This is a genomic window from Meiothermus sp. CFH 77666 (genome assembly GCF_017497985.1).
In the GTDB taxonomy this organism is placed as follows: Bacteria; Deinococcota; Deinococci; order Deinococcales; family Thermaceae; genus Meiothermus.
This window is the reverse complement of record NZ_JAGDFV010000008.1, coordinates 20,643-36,299: the sequence shown is the minus strand read 5'-3', so window position 1 is coordinate 36,299 and position 15,657 is coordinate 20,643. Positions and strand designations below refer to the sequence as shown.

Genomic DNA, 15,657 nt, shown 5'->3' with positions numbered 1-15,657 from the left:
CCTATGTGCCCGTTCGGATCACTCCGACGCTGCGCAACAATCTGCTCCGGTGGTGTAGTTGGTTAACATACCCGCCTGTCACGTGGGAGATCGCGGGTTCAAGTCCCGTCCGGAGCGCCACTAAGCCGCCTGCGGGCGGCCTCTTGCCAAGGTAGCTCAGTCGGTAGAGCATGCGACTGAAAATCGCAGTGTCGGCGGTTCGATTCCGCCCCTTGGCACCAAGTCCAGGACGCAAAGACCGGAGTGGGGTTACTCCGGCTTTTCTTTTGAACTCTTAGAGCTTACAGAGCCTGGCTCACGGTTGAGGGTACCCCCAGGTAGTGCCACAAAAGCCCCAGCATCTCGCGGGTGGCCGCATCTACCGAGGCCTCGGGGTAGGCCACCCAGTGCACGCCCAGCGAGAAGCCGCTGTCCTCGACCATCAAGACGCGTAAGAGCCCTGCTCTAACCTCGGGCTCCACAAACGAGCGGCTGGACAGGCCCACCCCCAGCCCGGCCGCGGCGGCGGCTTTCACGCCGTACAGGCTGCCGCACTCCAGCACCCGCTCGGGCACAATCCCGTGGCGCTCGAGGAACTGTTCTAAGCGCAGGCGCAGACGGGAGTTGCGCTGGGGCACCAGCAAGGTCATGCCCTCGAGCTGCCCCAGGGCCACCCCCCCCATACCTGCCCAGGGATGCGTGGGGGCCACAATCAGCACCATCTCGTCGCTGGTCAAGCGACGGGCGCTGAGGGGCTCGGGCAGGGCGTCGGTGCCACCCAGCACCAGGGCCGCATCCAGGTCGCGCTGGTAGACCTGCTCGATGAGCTCCAGGGTGGTTCCGTTGGTCAGGTGCAGCTCGCAACGGGCCTCTTCCAGGGTGGCCCAGCGCAACAGGCTGGCCTCGTAGCGGGGAATCAGACTCCAGGCCAGACCCACCTCGAGCTGCGGAATGCGCTTGTGCCGCCGCTCCTCGATAAACCGCGTAGCGTGGGCCAGGCTGCGGTTCACCGCGCAGGCATAAGGGAGCAGGGCCTTGCCCGCCTCGGTCAGGGTAATGCCCTGCGGGGTGCGCTCGTAGAGGGGCTGGCGCACCGTGTCCTCGAGGGCCTTCAGGGTTTTGCTCACCGCAGGCTGGCTCAGGTTCAATATCTCGGCAGCGCGGCTCAGGCTGCGCAGTTCGGCCACCACGCAAAATACCACCAGGTACCTAGGGTTCAGACGCATAGCTTGTAAAGACAATCATACCCCGATGTGATGAAAAATATAACCAAAAGCTATTTGCTTCAACCAAAAGTTATACCTACCCTGGACTGAACGATGCCAGGTTTCAAGGGAGGTTGGTTTTCATGATTGTAAGGGAGGAAAAGGCCATTACGGCACGGAGCCAGGTTAAGGAGCGGCTCCATCATAAAATCCTGATTGTCGGCGGCGGGACGGCAGGCCTGACCGTGGCCGCCCAGCTCAGGCGCAAAGGGGTGGAGGATGTGGCGGTGCTCGAGCCCTCCGAAAAGCACTACTACCAGGCCGCCTGGACGCTGGTAGGGGCAGGCACCTACAACCCCCAGGCCTCAGTACGTCCCCAGGAAAACCAGATACCCAGGGGTGTGCGCTGGATCCAGGAGTACGCCCAGGAAATAGACCCCGAACGCCAGGTGGTGCGCACCCAGAACGGCCGCCAGATCGGCTACGACTACCTGGTGGTGGCTGCGGGTATTCAGCTCGACTGGCACAAGATTGAGGGGCTGGAAGAGACCCTGGGCCAAAACGGCGTGAGCAGCAACTACCGATTCGACCTGGCGCCCAAAACCTGGTCGTTTCTCCAGCAGCTCAAAGGCGGGGTGGCCCTGTTCAGCGCCCCCAGCACGCCCATCAAGTGCGGCGGCGCTCCGCAAAAAATCATGTATCTGGCCGCCGACCATGCCCGCCGCAAGGGAATCAGCAAAGATACCCAGATCGTCTTCGGCTCGGCTGGAACCACCATCTTCGGGGTGCCCGAGATCAAGGCCGTACTGGATCAGGTAGTGGAGCGCTACGGCATCCAGACCCGGTTCCACCACGAGCTGGTAGCGGTGGATGGACTCAAAAAAGAGGCCACCTACGAGTACACCGTGAATCATCCAGAGGTCAAGGCCAACCCCAGTACACCCAGGCCCCGGGTGACCATTCCTTTCGACTTTCTCCACGTAGTGCCCCCCCAAAGCGCCCCGGACTTCCTCAAACAAAGCCCCCTGGCCGACCCCAGCACGCCCTTAGGCTGGGTGCAGGTGGACAAACACACCCTGCAGCACGTGCGCTTCCCCAACGTGTTCAGCCTGGGCGATGCCAGCAGCCTGCCAACCTCCAAAACCGGCGCGGCCATCCGCAAGCAGGCCCCGGTGCTGGTGGCCAACCTGCTGGAGGTGATGAAAGGCCAGGAGCCCAAGAAGCAGTACAACGGCTACACCTCCTGCCCGCTGGTGACGGCCTACGGCAAGATGTTCCTGGCTGAGTTCCTTTACGACAATGTCTGGCACCCCACCCTCCCCTTTAACACCCAGAAGGAACGCTACGACATGTGGCTTCTCAAGAAGCACGGCCTGCCTTTCATGTACTGGAATCTAATGTTGAAGGGGCTGGCCTAAATATCCTGGGGGGGTATTTGACAAAATATCCCCTGGGGATATATCCTGCCAGGTGGAGGTTTGCTAATGCTCTTCAAGCAAATTTACGAGGAAGGTTTGGCTCAGGGTAGCTACTTCATCGGTTGTCAGTCCGCGGGTACCGCCATCGTGGTAGACCCCCGGCGTGATATTCAGGTGTACCTGGATGAGGCCCAGAAAAACGGCATGAAGATTGTGGCCATCACCGAGACCCACATCCACGCCGACTATCTCTCCGGGGCGCGGGAGCTGGCCAGGGCCACCGGGGCCAAGCTCTACCTCTCCGACGAAGGCGACCAAAACTGGAAGTACAAGGGCTTGGAGGGCTTCGACTACCAGCTGGTCAAAGACGGCGACCAGATCAAGCTGGGCAACATCACCCTGACCGTGGTACACACCCCCGGCCACACCCCCGAGCACATCAGCTTCCTGGTGCAAGACGGCGCGGCCGCCAGCGAGCCCGGCTTCATCCTGACCGGCGACTTTGTGTTTGTGGGCGATGTTGGTCGCCCCGACCTGCTGGAAGAGGCAGCGGGCATTATGGGCACCGCCGAGCCCGGTGCGCGGCGCATGTTCAAGAGCCTCAAAGAGAAGTTCCTCACCCTGCCCGACTACGTGCAGGTCTGGCCCGGCCACGGCGCGGGCAGCGCCTGCGGCAAGGGGCTGGGGGCCGTCGCCAGCACCACCGTGGGCTATGAGCGCCGCTTTGCCTGGTGGGCCGACTACCTGCGTAACAATGACGAGGAAGGCTTCGTCAAGGCCCTACTGTCCGGCCAGCCCGAGGCCCCTTACTACTTCGCCCAGATGAAGCGGCTCAACCGCGACGGTATGCCCATCCTGGGCGACCTCAAGGAGCCACACCTCTTCACCCCCGAGCAGTTCCAGCAAAAGCTGTCGGAAGGCGTTTTGCTGGTAGATACCCGCGACAAGCTGGCCTTCGCCGGCGGGCACCTGGGGGGCGCCATCAACATCCCGGCGGGCAAGAGCTTCTCGACCTGGGCCGGCTGGCTCTTGCCCTACGACCGCGACTTCATCCTGCTGGCCAGCCCTGAGCGGGTGCACGAGCTGGTCAAGCAACTCATCCGCATCGGGCTGGATCGGGTGGTGGGCTATATTCCCAGCCTCGAGGGCTACGTGCAGGGCGAGCTCGAGACCGTGCCGCAGATTACCGCCGCCGAGGCCAAGGCCCGCTGGGAAAAAGGCGAGGTGGCCATCCTGGACGTGCGCGGAGCCGACGAGTACCTGGCCGGCCACATCCCTGGTGCCCTGAATATCCACGCCGGACGGGTGATGAACCATCTGAACCGCATTCCCAAGGACAAGCCGGTGGTGGTGCACTGCCTGGGCGGAGACCGCTCCTCCACCGCCATCAGCGCCCTGCTTTCGGCAGGCTTCAACAACCTGATTAACCTCACCGGGGGCATCCGGGCCTGGCAGCAGGAAGGCTTCCCGGTGGAGAAAGGCCCGGCCCGCGAGCTGGTGGAGGCCTGAGTTTCGCAAAACCTGCCCACGGCCCCTGGCCCTGCCAGGGGCTCCCCCACGAAACCTGAACACCCATGAACCTGAACGTCAAAACCGCCTACCATACCCTGGAACGCTACCAGGTGGTGGACATCCGCGAGCCCGAGGAGTGGGCCGACGGCGTACTGCCGGGGGCCCTGCGCCTGCCCTTGTCCAAGCTGGCCAGCCTGGCGCCTTTGTACCTCGAGCGCGACCAGCCCGTTCTGCTCTACTGCAAGAGCGGTAACCGCTCGCAGGAGGGTCTCAGAGCCCTGCAAAGCCTGGGCCACCCCAAGGTCTGGCAGCTCGAGGGCGGCATCAAGGCCTGGTGCGAGGCCGGTATCCCCTGCGCAAGCCCGGTTTAGACCAGCCCCATCTAAAAGGGAGGAAAACATGCTGACCGTACCGTACAAAGACATCAGCCCCCAGGAAGCCCGCAAACTGCAAGAAGAAAACGTGCTCTTCGTGGATGTGCGCGAGCCCGAAGAGTTTGCCCAGGTGCGCATCGAGGGAGCCCTGCTGATCCCCCTCTCCGAGTTCGCCGGGCGCTTCTCGGAGATTCCCAAGGACAAGCCCGTGGTGCTTTACTGCCGCAGCGGCAACCGCAGCGCCCAGGCGGCGGGCTGGCTCTCGGCCAAGGGGTATTCCAACCTGCTGAACCTGGATGGCGGCATCATGGCCTGGTACCAGATGGGCCTGCCCCTGGACACCCAGCCCCTGGAGGCCACCTACCACGACACCGCCTTTACCGAGCTGACCCCCCACCAGGCCCAGCAGTGGATTCAGGAGGGTGCGTATGTGGTGGACGTGCGCGAACCCTACGAGTATGCCATGGGGCACGTACCGGGAGCAGTGAACATCCCCCTGGGGCGTTTTGTGGCGGAGTCCAAGAACCTGCCCAAAGACCGCAAGCTGGTGCTGGTCTGCGCCTCGGGCAACCGTTCCTCGCAGGCTTCGGAGTTCCTGGTAGGCCAGGGCTTTGATGGCGCCAAGGTGGGGAACCTCGAGGGCGGCACCTACGGCTGGATGGCCTCGGGCTTTGAGGTGGCGCGTTGATCGGTTGGCTCAAAAGCCTGCTGGGGGGTGGGGCTAAGGTGGGGCGGCTCGGCCCCCTCGAGGCTTACGAAAAGGCCAAGGCCGGGGCCATCATCCTGGACGTTCGCACCCCCCTGGAGCGCCAGGAAGGCAAAATTCCCGGCTCCCAGGCCCTGCCCCTGGACAGGCTAGCCCAGGAGTGGGACAAGCTCCCCAAGGACAAGGAAATCATCTGCCAGTGCCAAAGCGGCAACCGCAGCGCCCAGGCGGCCCGTTTTCTGGCCGAGCGCGGCTACACCACCTACAACCTGGCTGGGGGTCTCTTGGCCTGGAAGCAGCACAAACTCCCGGTGAAGTGATGTTCGATGTCTTTCCCAACGAGCTCTCCTTCTGGCAGAAAAAAGGGGCCCTGCTCCTCGACGTGCGCTCGCCGGAGGAGTACGCCGCAGGCCACATTCCAGGAGCCCGCAATCTCCCGCTGGAACAGCTGCTCGATCAACTTGGCAGTCTGAAAAGCCCCATCATAACCATCTGCGCTACCGGCAGCCGGGCCGGGCTGGCAGCGGAGGTGCTCGAGTACGAGGGCTTCGAGGTGGGCAAACTGGTCAGCGGCATCCAGGGGTATGCCGCCCAGGGTTACGAGCTCTCGTGCAAGGGCCGTGGGAAGCAGGTCGAAACCCCCTTCAAACCCGAGGAGGCCCCATGTACCTAGCCTGGATAGGCGCTGTCATGATCGGTCTGGCCCTGGGCATGTTGGGGTCGGGAGGCTCCATCCTGACGGTGCCCATTCTGGTCTATCTGGTGGGCGAGCCCGACAAGCTAGCCATTGCTGAGTCGTTGGCTATTGTGGGCCTGATAGCCCTGGTGGGGGCCGTGCCCTATGCCCTCAAGGGGCAGATTGACTGGCGTAACGTGCTGTTCTTTGGCATCCCCGGCATGACGGGAACCTACCTGGGAGCGTATTTCTCGCAGTGGGTGCCGGGGGTTTGGCAGCTGGGGCTGTTTGCGGTGGTGATGCTTCTGGCGGCTTACATGATGTTCCGCCCCCCTAAGCTCGAGGCCAAGGCCCAAAAGCGCTCCTATCTCAAAATCATCCTCGATGGCCTGATCGTCGGTGCCCTGACCGGGCTGGTGGGGGTGGGCGGGGGTTTCCTCATCGTACCCGCCCTGGTACTTCTGGGAGGGCTTCCCATGCATCTGGCGGTGGGCACCAGTTTGTTGGTGGTGGCCATGAAATCCGCCAGTGGATTTTACAAGTACCTCCATCTGCTGCCCGAGCAGGGCTACACCGTGCACTGGGACATTGTGCTGCTCTTTGCCGCACTCGGCATTGTAGGCAGCCTGTTCGGCGGACGCATTGCTGCCTCTATACCCCAACTAACCCTACGGCGCGGCTTTGCCGGGTTTCTGGTGGTGATGGGGGTTTTTATTCTGTGGCAGAACCTGCCCAAAGTGCTTCATGGATAATAAGGCACTACGCCTTGCTATAGGACTAGCGCTCCTCACAAAAATCGAATCATCCAGGACTAAGAATCCCTTGTCCTGAACAAAACAGTGGCCGCCTGGTGGATGGGCAGTCGCATCTGTGAAGAGCGCGATAACGCTCGTAATGCTGTATTCAGGGGATTTTTGCAAGAGTTTTCAACAATTTGCTTCTAGATTATCTTCAGTATGAACCTTTTAGACTGGCTCCGCAGCTGGGGCCGCAAACAGCCCACAGAAGCACCCAAACTAGAAGAAGCCGAGCAACGCTTCATGGGCCTTGATGTGCAGGCCGTCATCAATACTCACCTGGCCTGGCGCAAGCGCCTCGAGGATCGCATCCTAGGCCTGTCTAACGAGGAAATAGATATTGTTGCGGTCATGCAGGACAACCAGTGCGCCCTGGGGCAGTGGCTCTACGGCAAGGCCGCCCGCAGCACCCTGGCCCTGCACCCCGAGTTTGCTGCCCTGCGCGAAACCCATCGGAACTTTCATCTATACGCAGCCCGGGGCGTGCAAACCCTTCGGATGCGGGGCGTGGAGGCGGCCCGGGTTATGCTCGAGAGCGAGTTTGATCGCCTCTCCAAAGATATCGTCTTCAATCTCGCCACCCTGATGCACAAGGAGCGTACCCTTAATTGAGCTGTGAATATCCGTGGATGCACGAGCGGGTACACCGGGAATACTCAGAACGGTGACGCGAAAGGCACAAAAACCCAGCCAAAAGTGTCATTCCGAGCGCAGCGAGGAATCCGAAGTGCTGCCATCCCCAACAATCACTAGCCCTGTGCAGTACCGGATTCCTCGTCGGCTAACGCCTCCTCGGAATGGCAGGTGTTTTCGTTGTTGGATTCGATGACCCTTGTGCCGCTTTGATTCGTTGCCAAACGGCGAGGTATCAATCCTACCAAAGGGCGTACTCCAGAGTTAAGACAGACTGAAGGGCTACCCGCCTGTCAACTGTTCAATAATCCACCTCAATCTGGCCGAACTACTCATACCCGGCCAGCGCAAGGTCGTCCTTGAGTGCATCTACCTCTACCTTGCCCGCGTACAGGTTGACCACCTTTCCCTCACCATCCAGCACAAACGTCCAGGGCTGCCCCAGCACTCTATAACGGTTAGCCACAGCTACGGGGTTATCTCCGCCTGGCAGGGCCAGCAACGGTAAAAAGTTGGGGTAGGTCTTCATGTAGTCGCGCACCACCTGGTCGGTATCTCTGGGCTCGCGGCTGATGACTACAAAGGGCACCTTGTACTGCTGGGCCAGCTGGTGCAGCTTGGGGAACTCGGCCTTACAGATAGGGCACCAGCTTGCCCAGAAGGTAATCACCACTGGCTTCCCCTTGAAACTGGCCAGGGTGTAGACCTTGCCGGAAGCATCGCGCAGTCGAAAGTCGGGGGCTACCTGGCCTGGTGAGGCTGCCAGAACGATTGCAAAGAACACCAGCATTGCCAACCAGCGATTCATGTTTCCTCCCCATTATTTGAACGAAGGCTAGTTGTGAAGCATACCTGTAGAGGGTATAAACACTATGAATTAAAAAGTAATGACCGCCAAAAAGCAAGGGCTTTTAATTTTATTACTTGCAGATTACACTACACCCCGGTATGGTGTAGATATTGTGGGAGAAGTGAGTACACTCTGGCAGACCTATTTGGAAAACCTGCGCCCACACCTTTCGGGGCGCGACCACCGGGGCAAAAAAGGCAGTTTACGCTGGCTGGAAGCGGCGGTGGCCGAGCGGGGCGGACGGGCCGGCACGGTTCGCAACATTCTGTACAAAGACCTGGGCAGCCCGGAGGAAAAGCTGCGCCTGTTTGAGGTAATCGGCGATTTGTACACCGAGTCGGGCCTCGAGGCCCCCAGCCTGCCCTCGGAGCTGGCCCTCGAGTCGGCCCGGCGGGCCCTGGGGCGCGACAAGCGCAGGCTGTTCCGGCGTTTCGTGCGGGCGCTGGAGCAGGGCGACAAACCCCAGATGGTGGTGGTGGGGGGCGCCGCGACCGGCAAGGGCGTGCTGCTGGCAGCGGTGGAGCGGGCGGTGCCCAACTGCCTGATGGTGAACCTGGGGGGGGAGCTGGCCCAGCACCTGCACCCCCTGGCCGAGAAGCTGGACATCGAGCTCGAGGGCATCTTCTCCCAGCTTTCCCCCACCCAGCCCTACGCCTTGCAGGCCGCCCTGCAAGATGAGCTCCGCAACGAGATTGCCAAGGCCCTCAACGCCTTCGGCAAACCCCTGCTCCTGCGGGCCGAAAAAGAGGGCCAGATTGGGGGGCTGAGCCTGCGCGACGCCCAGGGCAACCCGGTGGGGCTGGCGGCCTGGGTCGAGCCCCTCCTGCGGCGGCTTACCATCCCCTTTCTGGCCGGGCTCTCCGAACCCCCGCCCAACCTGGCCTGGAGCCCCCTTTCAGCCCCCAGCCGGGCCGAGGCTCGCCGCTACGTGAAAGACCGCCTGCCCGACCTGCCCCCCGAACGGGTGGAGGCCCTGGTGAACCAGGCCGGGCGCAACTTCGCCGAGCTTTCCCGGCTGGTGCTGCTGGAGGCCGCCCAGACCCACGGGAGCACCCCGAATCTGGCCCAGGACACCACCCTGCGCCCCATCCTGCACGCGCTGGCGGTGCTCTCCCCCGAGGCCGACCCCGGCATTCCGGTAGCCCTGCTGGAAAAGGCCCTGAACAAGGGCCTCGAGCACCTCTCGCAGGCCGAGCGGGCGCTCTTGGCCCCCATGGGCGAGGGCAAGGTACGCCCGGCCCTGCGCACCCTGCTGCCCATCGTCCCCGAAAAAGAAGCCCGCAAACTACACGCCCTGGCGCTGGATTTTTTCAAGGGCGATCTGTTCCGCCTGCTCCATCACGCCCGGGGGGCCCACCGGCTCGACAAGCTGCTGGAGTTGCTTTCCCAAGACCCCAGCCGGCTTTCGCTCCTGCCCACCCTCTGGGCCGAGTCGCAGCACTGGCCCGGCCCCGAACGGGAGAAACTGGCCATGGCGGTGGTGCGCTACCGCGCGGTCTTGGGCCAGTACGCCCACCCCGAGGCCCTCGAGGCCCTCGAGCTGCTCTTTCGTTCCGCCGACCCCGCCACCCAGTCCTGGGCCCGGGTCAAGGCCGCCGAGGCCCGGGTGGACGCGGGGGATTTCCCGGCTGCCCTGGAGCTGTTGCCCCCACCCGAGACGCTCTCGGGCGACGTGGGGGCCGAGGGGCTTCTGGTCTGGGCGGCGGTCGAGCGCTGGCAGGGCGACTATGCCCAGGCCGAAGCCTATGTGCAGCAGGCCCTTTCAATGCCCATCCAGCCCTTCCTGGCCGACCGGGTACGCCTGTGGCAGGGCCTGGTAGCCAAGGACGCAGGCCGTTTCGAGGAAGCCCTGGAAGCCTTACGCCAGGTTTCCCACGACCCCTTGCTGGTGGGGCGGGCCCGCTACCAGTCGGGCGATTTGCTCCTGCGCACCGGACGGGTCTACGAGGCCGAGGCCCAGATGCGGCAGGGCTTGCAAGCCCTGGAATCCTCGGGGGCGCCCCCGGAAGAGGTGGCCAGGGTACGGGCCCGGTTCGGCACCGCCCTGCGCCGCATCGGCAACTTCGAGGAAGCCGAGAAATACCTTTACCAGTCCATCCGCGAAGCCTCCGACGGGTTTATCCGCGCCCGCGCCATGAGCGAGGCCAGCGTGCTGGAGCTGGTGCGGGGCCGCCCCCTGGAGGCCCTGAACCTGCTGGCCGAGGCCGAAAGCTACCTGCGCGAGGTGCGCGAACGCCCCGAGGAGGCCCACTACCGCCACCGGCGCACCCTCTACCGCATTGCCGTGGCCTACTGGGTGCGGGCCAGCGGGCTGCCGTACCTGCCGCCCTATGTGGGCGGACAAAAAGCCCCCGAGAGCGAGAAAATTTTGCGCGAGCTGCGCGAAGAGCTCCTCAGCAAAAAGCTTCCCGGCGACCGCTATATTGCCCTGGCGATTGACGTGGCCCTCAAGCTTTCCTTGCTGATGCCGCCCGACCAAGCCGAGGCCATGATGCAGGGCTGTTTGCAGCAAAGCGACCCCTACTTCCAGGCCCAGGCCCGCCTGGGCTACGCCGAGACCCTGGCCCGGCAGGAGAAGTGGGCCGAGGCCCTGGCGCAGGTGGTGCAGATCGGCGATTTGCAAGACCCCGGCGTGCAGAGCTGGAAGCTGGGACTCGAAACCCAGGCCCTGCTGGGGCTCGGCCAGGAGGAAGCCGCCTGGAAAAAGCTACAAAGCTGCATGGGTCTGCCCGCTCCTTACCGCGCCCAACTGGGCCGGGTGCTGGGGAAAATCTGGCCCGCCGAGGCCCTCCAGGCCCGTTTGGGCAATCGCTCCCCACTGGCCCTCGAGGATGTGCTGGCCCTCCGGCTCCAGGCTTTTATCACAACCCTCGAATTAACTTGAGTAGAGCCTTAGGATTTGCCGAGAACTTTCTAACCGTGCGCAACACCGGCCACTTTTTGAGATGCAAGAGGCTCAGGATGACATCCCGTAAGTACATCAACCCCACCGCCCCCTTGCAGCTTCCCAACACCGTGTCTCGCTTGTGGTGTAGGTGGTTCTCCACCTCCCAATGTCCCCCCCACAGACGGGTCAGCGCATAGGCGGTCTCCTCCCGTAGCTCCCCGGTATTCTTGCCACAACCCTCTGTTGCATCCCTCCGTACCTGGTGCTGGATGTGTTGATCCGTGGTCTGGTAGCTGGCAATAGCCCACCAGATCAGTCCCTAGAGCTTCGCCTGGTTCTCTTCCCCCTTTCGCTCCACCACCGCTGCAGCCAGCTCCGGGTTGCACAAAGCGGCATCCCCCGTCAGTATCCAGTCCACCCCCAGCCCCTCCATGCGTACCACCCGTCCATGCGCCGCCGCTGCCTCACCGGCAACAACCGCCTGGCTGCCCAGGGAGAGCCCCAGCCCCTAAACCAAAGCTGACAAAAAGACCAGCGCCTCTTCCCCTTGCCGGATGCGCCGGGTACCCCGCAGGTGTTTCCCATCCGCAGCGACAGGACGATCCCCTGTCGGGACAGAGCCCTGGCGGGCCTGTTCAGCCAGGGGCAAACAGGGTCTGCCATACCTCCTGGGCCCAGTCAAGCAAGGCGGACTGGAGGGCGTCGAGCTGCTTTGAGAGGGACTGGAAGCAACGGTAGAGGGTGGCCTGGGCCGGTAGCTTCCGCTGGCCCAGGCGGGTACGGATACCTGGTTGAGCAGGAAAGCGCGATGGTCTTTCAGCCACTGGCTGATGGCCGGGATGTTGTGTCGCCCAGCCCCCACCGCCATCAAGCAGATCAGCAGCAGGTCTTGCCAGCGATGTTGCGTTTTCAGGAACTCGCGGGAATCGGGTATCTGGGCTAGATGCGGCAACGGACTAGGGATGGAGACAGATTTGATATGTGCTTATGATAAAAGCCTAGTCGTACAAATACCCTTGCAGAGCCGCCCATTTTGGCACGTACAATGCTGTATGTTCTGGCAAAAGCCGTAGCAGACGCCCTTTCGTTCCTCCCCTACCGTGTAGCAACTGTATTGAAAGTCAAGCAGCCTGTGCAGGAATGGGCGGGGGATTCCAGGGTTGACCATCCCGCAGCATGGCATTGAGCATCACCAGCAAGTGCCGGGCACAGGCGGTGATGGCGACCTTGTGGGGCTTGTGCTGAGCCATGAAACGTTGGTACAGGTGCTGCATGTACGGCTCGAAGCGGCAGGCTACCTGGGCGGCCTGATAGAGGGCGCAACGCACCGAGGCCCGTCCCCCGTAGACGTGCCGCTGCCCGCGAAGCTGCCCGCTGTCAAAGTTGAAGGGGGCCAGACCGGCCAGGGCCGCGATCGGCTTGGGGTTGAGTCGGCCCAGTTCCGGCAGTTCGGCCAGCAGCACAGCGGCGATGGTCTCGCCGATGCCTTTGACCGAGGTCAGCAGGCGCTTGCGCTCGCTCCAGGCTTGGTGTTGCTCGATCAGGGCCTGGATGCGCTGGTTGAGGGTGCGCACCTCCTCCTGCAGTCGCTGGATCAGACCCTCCAGGCTGGCCCGGAGGGCGGGGGTACGGGCCTGGAGCAGGCGTTGTTTCTCCATCGCCAAGAGCCCCACCACCTGCCGACGACGGGTCACCCAGGCCTCCAACTCGCGGGTCTGGGCCTCGGGTAGGGGTCGCAGCGGGGGCGCTACCACCCGGGCGTAGCGGGCCAGCACCTGCGCGTCCAGCCGGTCGGTCTTGGCGCGTTGCCCGGTGGCTCTGGCATAATCCCTCACCTGCCGGGGGTTGGCCACCACCAGCGGCAGACCCGCCTCCACGGCGGCCAGCACCAGGTTCAGCTCATAGCCCCCGGTGGCTTCACACACCACCCGCTGGGGCTGAAGCCGCACCAGCTGCTCTACCAGGGCAGCAATCTCAGCCTCACGGTTATGGCAGGCCAGGCTTGCTGAGCTACCCTCCACGGCCACCTCCAGGCGATCCTTGCTCACATCGATGCCAATGTAGACTCCGGGTACTTGATGCATACCCCCCTCCGCTCAGGCACTTTCCAAGGAACCCAGCCTTATGATGCGAGATGGTTCTCTAGCAACTGTTCGGGTTTATGCTGGAAAGGGTGGAGGCGTAGTGACCCATGCTACAAAGCGTTCTCTGGGAACTCAGGGGAGGACGGTCTACTACGCCTTGCCCGTTACTAAGATATAAGGGGAGGTTGGGTGGGGTTGTGGAGCAGCACCTTCGTGTAGTTGAGCGGTTGAGGGCTTCGCCCAATACCCTCCCCGCCCTCCCTACGCGGTAGGGAGGGGACTAGAGATCAATACCTCCGAGAAACCTGGAGGTGTATGGACATCTCTACAACGGTGTGCTCAGTGCCCCTCCAGCTCACGCAGAAAGCCCCGTAGAGCGGTGTTGAAGGCTTTGGGGTTCTCCAGGTTGGCCAGATGGCCCGCCTGGGGAATTAGGAGCATCCGGCTATCGGGAATTTGTGCAGCCATCTGCCGTGCATCGGCGGGAGGGGTCAGGGTGTCCTCTTCCCCTACCAGTATCAGCGCCGGAACCGCAATATCCGGCAGCAACGGTACCGAGTCGGGGCGCTCGGCCAGCCCTTTGAGGCTGGCAATGGTCTTGGCCGGCTCGGCAGCCAGCAGGGTCTGGCGCACCTGCTCCACCAAAGCCGGGTTCCGGGTGCGCGTGCTCTCGCCAAGGTGGCCCGGCAACAAGGCCTCGGGCAAAAAACCCGTTCCTTCCTGCTGAATTCGCAAGGCCATCTGGGCCCGGGCCGCTTTTTGTTCAGGGGTGTCGGGGGTGGCCCGGGTATCGGCCAGCACCATCCCAAGGAAGCGCTCGGGCTCCAAATTCCACAAGCGGAACATCACGTAGCCCCCCATCGAAAGCCCTACAAACACCGCCTTCTCCCAGCCCCGGTTGTCCATTTCCACCAGCACATGGGCCGCCGCACTTTCCAGGCTCTCGTAACCCAAAATCTCAGGCACCAGGACGGGATGCCCCTTCACGACCTCGAGCTGTCCCTCCCACATGGCCGGGCTGTAAGGAAAGGCGTGGAGAAAGATCACCGGAATAGACATACCCAAAGAATAGCCGAAAGCCCAAAGCCAAAGGCTGAGACGCCAGGGCGTTGGGCAATTTCATTTCTCCACCTTTTATCGGGCCGCTTGGCAGACAGGCTCTGAGGAATTAGACACACTCAATCTGGCACAGCTTGGAAGCGCACCGTCTGCAACCTGGGATCAGGTTTCCTTGGCCAAACCCTTCAGGGCCGCCTGGTAGAGCTTTTCAATATCGGTCTCGCCGGTTTCCAGTTGCCATTCGTAGGCGGCCTCGAGCATCCGGCTGAACGCCTTTCCCGGCTTGTGGCCCCGCGCAATTAGGTGGCGTCCCAGCAAAACCGGCCTGATTGGCACCGGCTGCGGCTCAAAAAACTGCCAGGACTCTAGGGGCCGACGCTCGCCTCCATCAGCCTCGTACAGGGCTTTCAAGGCGGGCAAATATGGCCCGGCCTTGGCCTGGAACTTGCGAATGGCGGCTGGCGTAGGCTTGGTAAAGACCGGCACCATGTGTAAAGCCGTGGTCACCACCAGCTCGTCGCGCAGGTGGTTGGGCAGGCGCAGTTCGCGGGCGATGCGGGGAATCAGCGCGGCCCCTACCCGCTCGTGACCATGAAAGCTGTACCAGCCCTCGGGCTTCCAGCGGGCGGTGTCTTTCTTGCCGATGTCGTGCAGGAGGGCGTGCCAGCGGATGTTGGGCGGGGCCCGGTCAACCACCTGAAGCACGTGGGTCAGCACATCCCCCTCGGGGTGCCAGCGGGGGTTTTGCAAGAGCAGGTGGGTATCTTCAAACTCGGGAATCAGGCGCTGCAGGATTTCCAGGTCGTACAGATAGCGCACAAAGCGGCTGGGTGTTCCGTTCTGGAAGGCCTTATCAAACTCGGCGGTTACGCGCTCGATGGCTACATGCGAAAGCACTTCCGGGGCCGCCTGCCATGCTGCTTGCAGGGTATTTTTCTCAATCTCGAAGCCATACCGCGCCGCAAACCGGCCCGCCCGGATCACCCGCAGGTAGTCCTCGCGGAAACGCTGGCCGGGGTCGCCCACCGCCCGCAGCACCCCCGCCTCGATGTCCTGCTGCCCCCCGTAGGGGTCAATCACCCGCCCCTCGGCATCCATGGCAATGGCGCCGATGGTGAAGTCGCGCCGGGCCAGGTCTTCTTCGATGCTCTGCCCCCACTGAACCCTGGCCTTGCGCCCAAAGGTTTCGACGTCGCGCCGAAAAGTGGTGACCTCGTAGGGGTGGCGGTCAATCAGCACCGTGACGGTGCCGTGCTCTATGCCAGTAGGAATGGCCTCGAGGCCATGGGTTTGGGCCAGGCGCAGGGTTTCTTCGGGCGGTGCAGAGGTAGCAAAGTCCAGGTCTTCGGGCTCGAGGCCCAGCAATATGTCGCGCACCGCTCCCCCCACCAGGTACAGGTCGGGCAGGAAGGAGAGTTGCTGCATAACGGCCCGGTAGTTCATAGCCAGCGCCAGACGTTGAGGGTAGCACCTGCAA

The 15,657-nt window shown here is 62.8% G+C and carries 16 protein-coding genes, 2 tRNA genes and 1 pseudogene; 11 read left to right on the top strand and 8 right to left on the bottom strand.

The window, feature by feature from the left end; all coding sequences use genetic code 11:
* The first annotated feature begins 43 nt into the window (after nucleotides 1–43).
* A tRNA-Asp gene (locus J3L12_RS05985) sits at nucleotides 44–120 on the top strand.
* Between the two features lie 25 nt (nucleotides 121–145).
* Nucleotides 146–221: transfer RNA gene (locus J3L12_RS05980), tRNA-Phe, on the top strand.
* Between the two features lie 60 nt (nucleotides 222–281).
* Here J3L12_RS05980 and J3L12_RS05975 read toward each other — a convergent pair.
* Nucleotides 282–1,205, bottom strand: a complete 924-nt coding sequence (locus J3L12_RS05975) for a LysR family transcriptional regulator (RefSeq protein ID WP_208014138.1) — start codon at nucleotides 1,203–1,205, stop codon at nucleotides 282–284.
* Between the two features lie 122 nt (nucleotides 1,206–1,327).
* Here J3L12_RS05975 and J3L12_RS05970 point away from each other — a divergent pair, with 122 nt between their 5' ends.
* The 8 genes from J3L12_RS05970 to J3L12_RS05935 all read left to right on the top strand — a co-directional run bounded on the left by J3L12_RS05970 (nucleotide 1,328) and on the right by J3L12_RS05935 (nucleotide 7,279).
* Nucleotides 1,328–2,602, top strand: a complete 1,275-nt coding sequence (locus J3L12_RS05970; RefSeq protein ID WP_208014137.1) for an FAD/NAD(P)-binding oxidoreductase — start codon at nucleotides 1,328–1,330, stop codon at nucleotides 2,600–2,602.
* Between the two features lie 66 nt (nucleotides 2,603–2,668).
* Nucleotides 2,669–4,111, top strand: a complete 1,443-nt coding sequence (locus tag J3L12_RS05965; protein ID WP_208014136.1) for an MBL fold metallo-hydrolase — start codon at nucleotides 2,669–2,671, stop codon at nucleotides 4,109–4,111.
* 65 nt (nucleotides 4,112–4,176) lie between these two features.
* Nucleotides 4,177–4,485 (top strand): rhodanese-like domain-containing protein, encoded by a 309-nt coding sequence (locus J3L12_RS05960; protein ID WP_208014135.1) that lies wholly within the window; start codon nucleotides 4,177–4,179, stop codon nucleotides 4,483–4,485.
* Between the two features lie 28 nt (nucleotides 4,486–4,513).
* Entirely contained in the window at nucleotides 4,514–5,176 is a 663-nt protein-coding gene (locus tag J3L12_RS05955; RefSeq protein WP_208014134.1) for a rhodanese-like domain-containing protein, read from the top strand.
* Nucleotides 5,173–5,514 (top strand): rhodanese-like domain-containing protein, encoded by a 342-nt coding sequence (locus J3L12_RS05950; protein ID WP_208014133.1) that lies wholly within the window; start codon nucleotides 5,173–5,175, stop codon nucleotides 5,512–5,514. Before J3L12_RS05955 ends, J3L12_RS05950 begins: the two co-directional genes overlap by 4 nt.
* A complete protein-coding gene (locus J3L12_RS05945) occupies nucleotides 5,514–5,867 on the top strand; it encodes a rhodanese-like domain-containing protein (RefSeq protein WP_208014132.1) in 354 nt (117 codons plus the stop codon). The genes J3L12_RS05950 and J3L12_RS05945 overlap by 1 nt, the downstream gene beginning before the upstream one ends.
* Complete coding sequence (locus J3L12_RS05940) at nucleotides 5,858–6,622, top strand: sulfite exporter TauE/SafE family protein (RefSeq protein ID WP_208014131.1); 765 nt, start codon at nucleotides 5,858–5,860, stop codon at nucleotides 6,620–6,622. Before J3L12_RS05945 ends, J3L12_RS05940 begins: the two co-directional genes overlap by 10 nt.
* A 204-nt stretch (nucleotides 6,623–6,826) precedes the next feature.
* A complete protein-coding gene (locus J3L12_RS05935) occupies nucleotides 6,827–7,279 on the top strand; it encodes a CZB domain-containing protein (protein WP_208014130.1) in 453 nt (150 codons plus the stop codon).
* Nucleotides 7,280–7,628: 349 nt separating this feature from the next.
* On the opposite strand, the gene J3L12_RS05930 is transcribed toward J3L12_RS05935, so the two are convergent.
* Nucleotides 7,629–8,108 (bottom strand): TlpA disulfide reductase family protein, encoded by a 480-nt coding sequence (locus J3L12_RS05930; protein WP_208014129.1) that lies wholly within the window; start codon nucleotides 8,106–8,108, stop codon nucleotides 7,629–7,631.
* 154 nt (nucleotides 8,109–8,262) lie between these two features.
* Between J3L12_RS05930 and J3L12_RS05925 the strand changes: the two genes are divergently transcribed.
* A complete protein-coding gene (locus J3L12_RS05925) occupies nucleotides 8,263–11,034 on the top strand; it encodes a tetratricopeptide repeat protein (protein ID WP_208014128.1) in 2,772 nt (923 codons plus the stop codon).
* 322 nt (nucleotides 11,035–11,356) lie between these two features.
* Here the strand turns inward: J3L12_RS05925 and J3L12_RS16905 are convergent, their stop codons facing one another.
* The 6 genes and pseudogenes from J3L12_RS16905 to J3L12_RS05905 form a co-directional block, all read right to left on the bottom strand.
* Complete coding sequence (locus J3L12_RS16905) at nucleotides 11,357–11,479, bottom strand: hypothetical protein (RefSeq protein ID WP_279381101.1); 123 nt, start codon at nucleotides 11,477–11,479, stop codon at nucleotides 11,357–11,359.
* 193 nt (nucleotides 11,480–11,672) lie between these two features.
* The gene (locus J3L12_RS17075) at nucleotides 11,673–11,861 is read right to left on the bottom strand and encodes a hypothetical protein (RefSeq protein WP_347708855.1); all 189 of its coding nucleotides are present in this window, start codon (nucleotides 11,859–11,861) and stop codon (nucleotides 11,673–11,675) included.
* A 17-nt stretch (nucleotides 11,862–11,878) separates the two neighbouring features.
* A pseudogene (locus tag J3L12_RS17070) lies at nucleotides 11,879–11,989 on the bottom strand (DDE transposase family protein); the annotation flags it as partial.
* Nucleotides 11,990–12,158: 169 nt separating this feature from the next.
* On the bottom strand, nucleotides 12,159–13,121 hold the full coding sequence (locus tag J3L12_RS05915) for an IS110 family transposase (RefSeq protein WP_208014127.1): 963 nt from the start codon (nucleotides 13,119–13,121) through the stop codon (nucleotides 12,159–12,161).
* Between the two features lie 339 nt (nucleotides 13,122–13,460).
* Nucleotides 13,461–14,180, bottom strand: a complete 720-nt coding sequence (locus tag J3L12_RS05910; RefSeq protein WP_208014126.1) for an alpha/beta fold hydrolase — start codon at nucleotides 14,178–14,180, stop codon at nucleotides 13,461–13,463.
* A gap of 162 nt (nucleotides 14,181–14,342) precedes the next feature.
* On the bottom strand, nucleotides 14,343–15,623 hold the full coding sequence (locus J3L12_RS05905) for a CCA tRNA nucleotidyltransferase (protein WP_208014125.1): 1,281 nt from the start codon (nucleotides 15,621–15,623) through the stop codon (nucleotides 14,343–14,345).
* Nucleotides 15,624–15,657 lie beyond the last annotated feature (34 nt).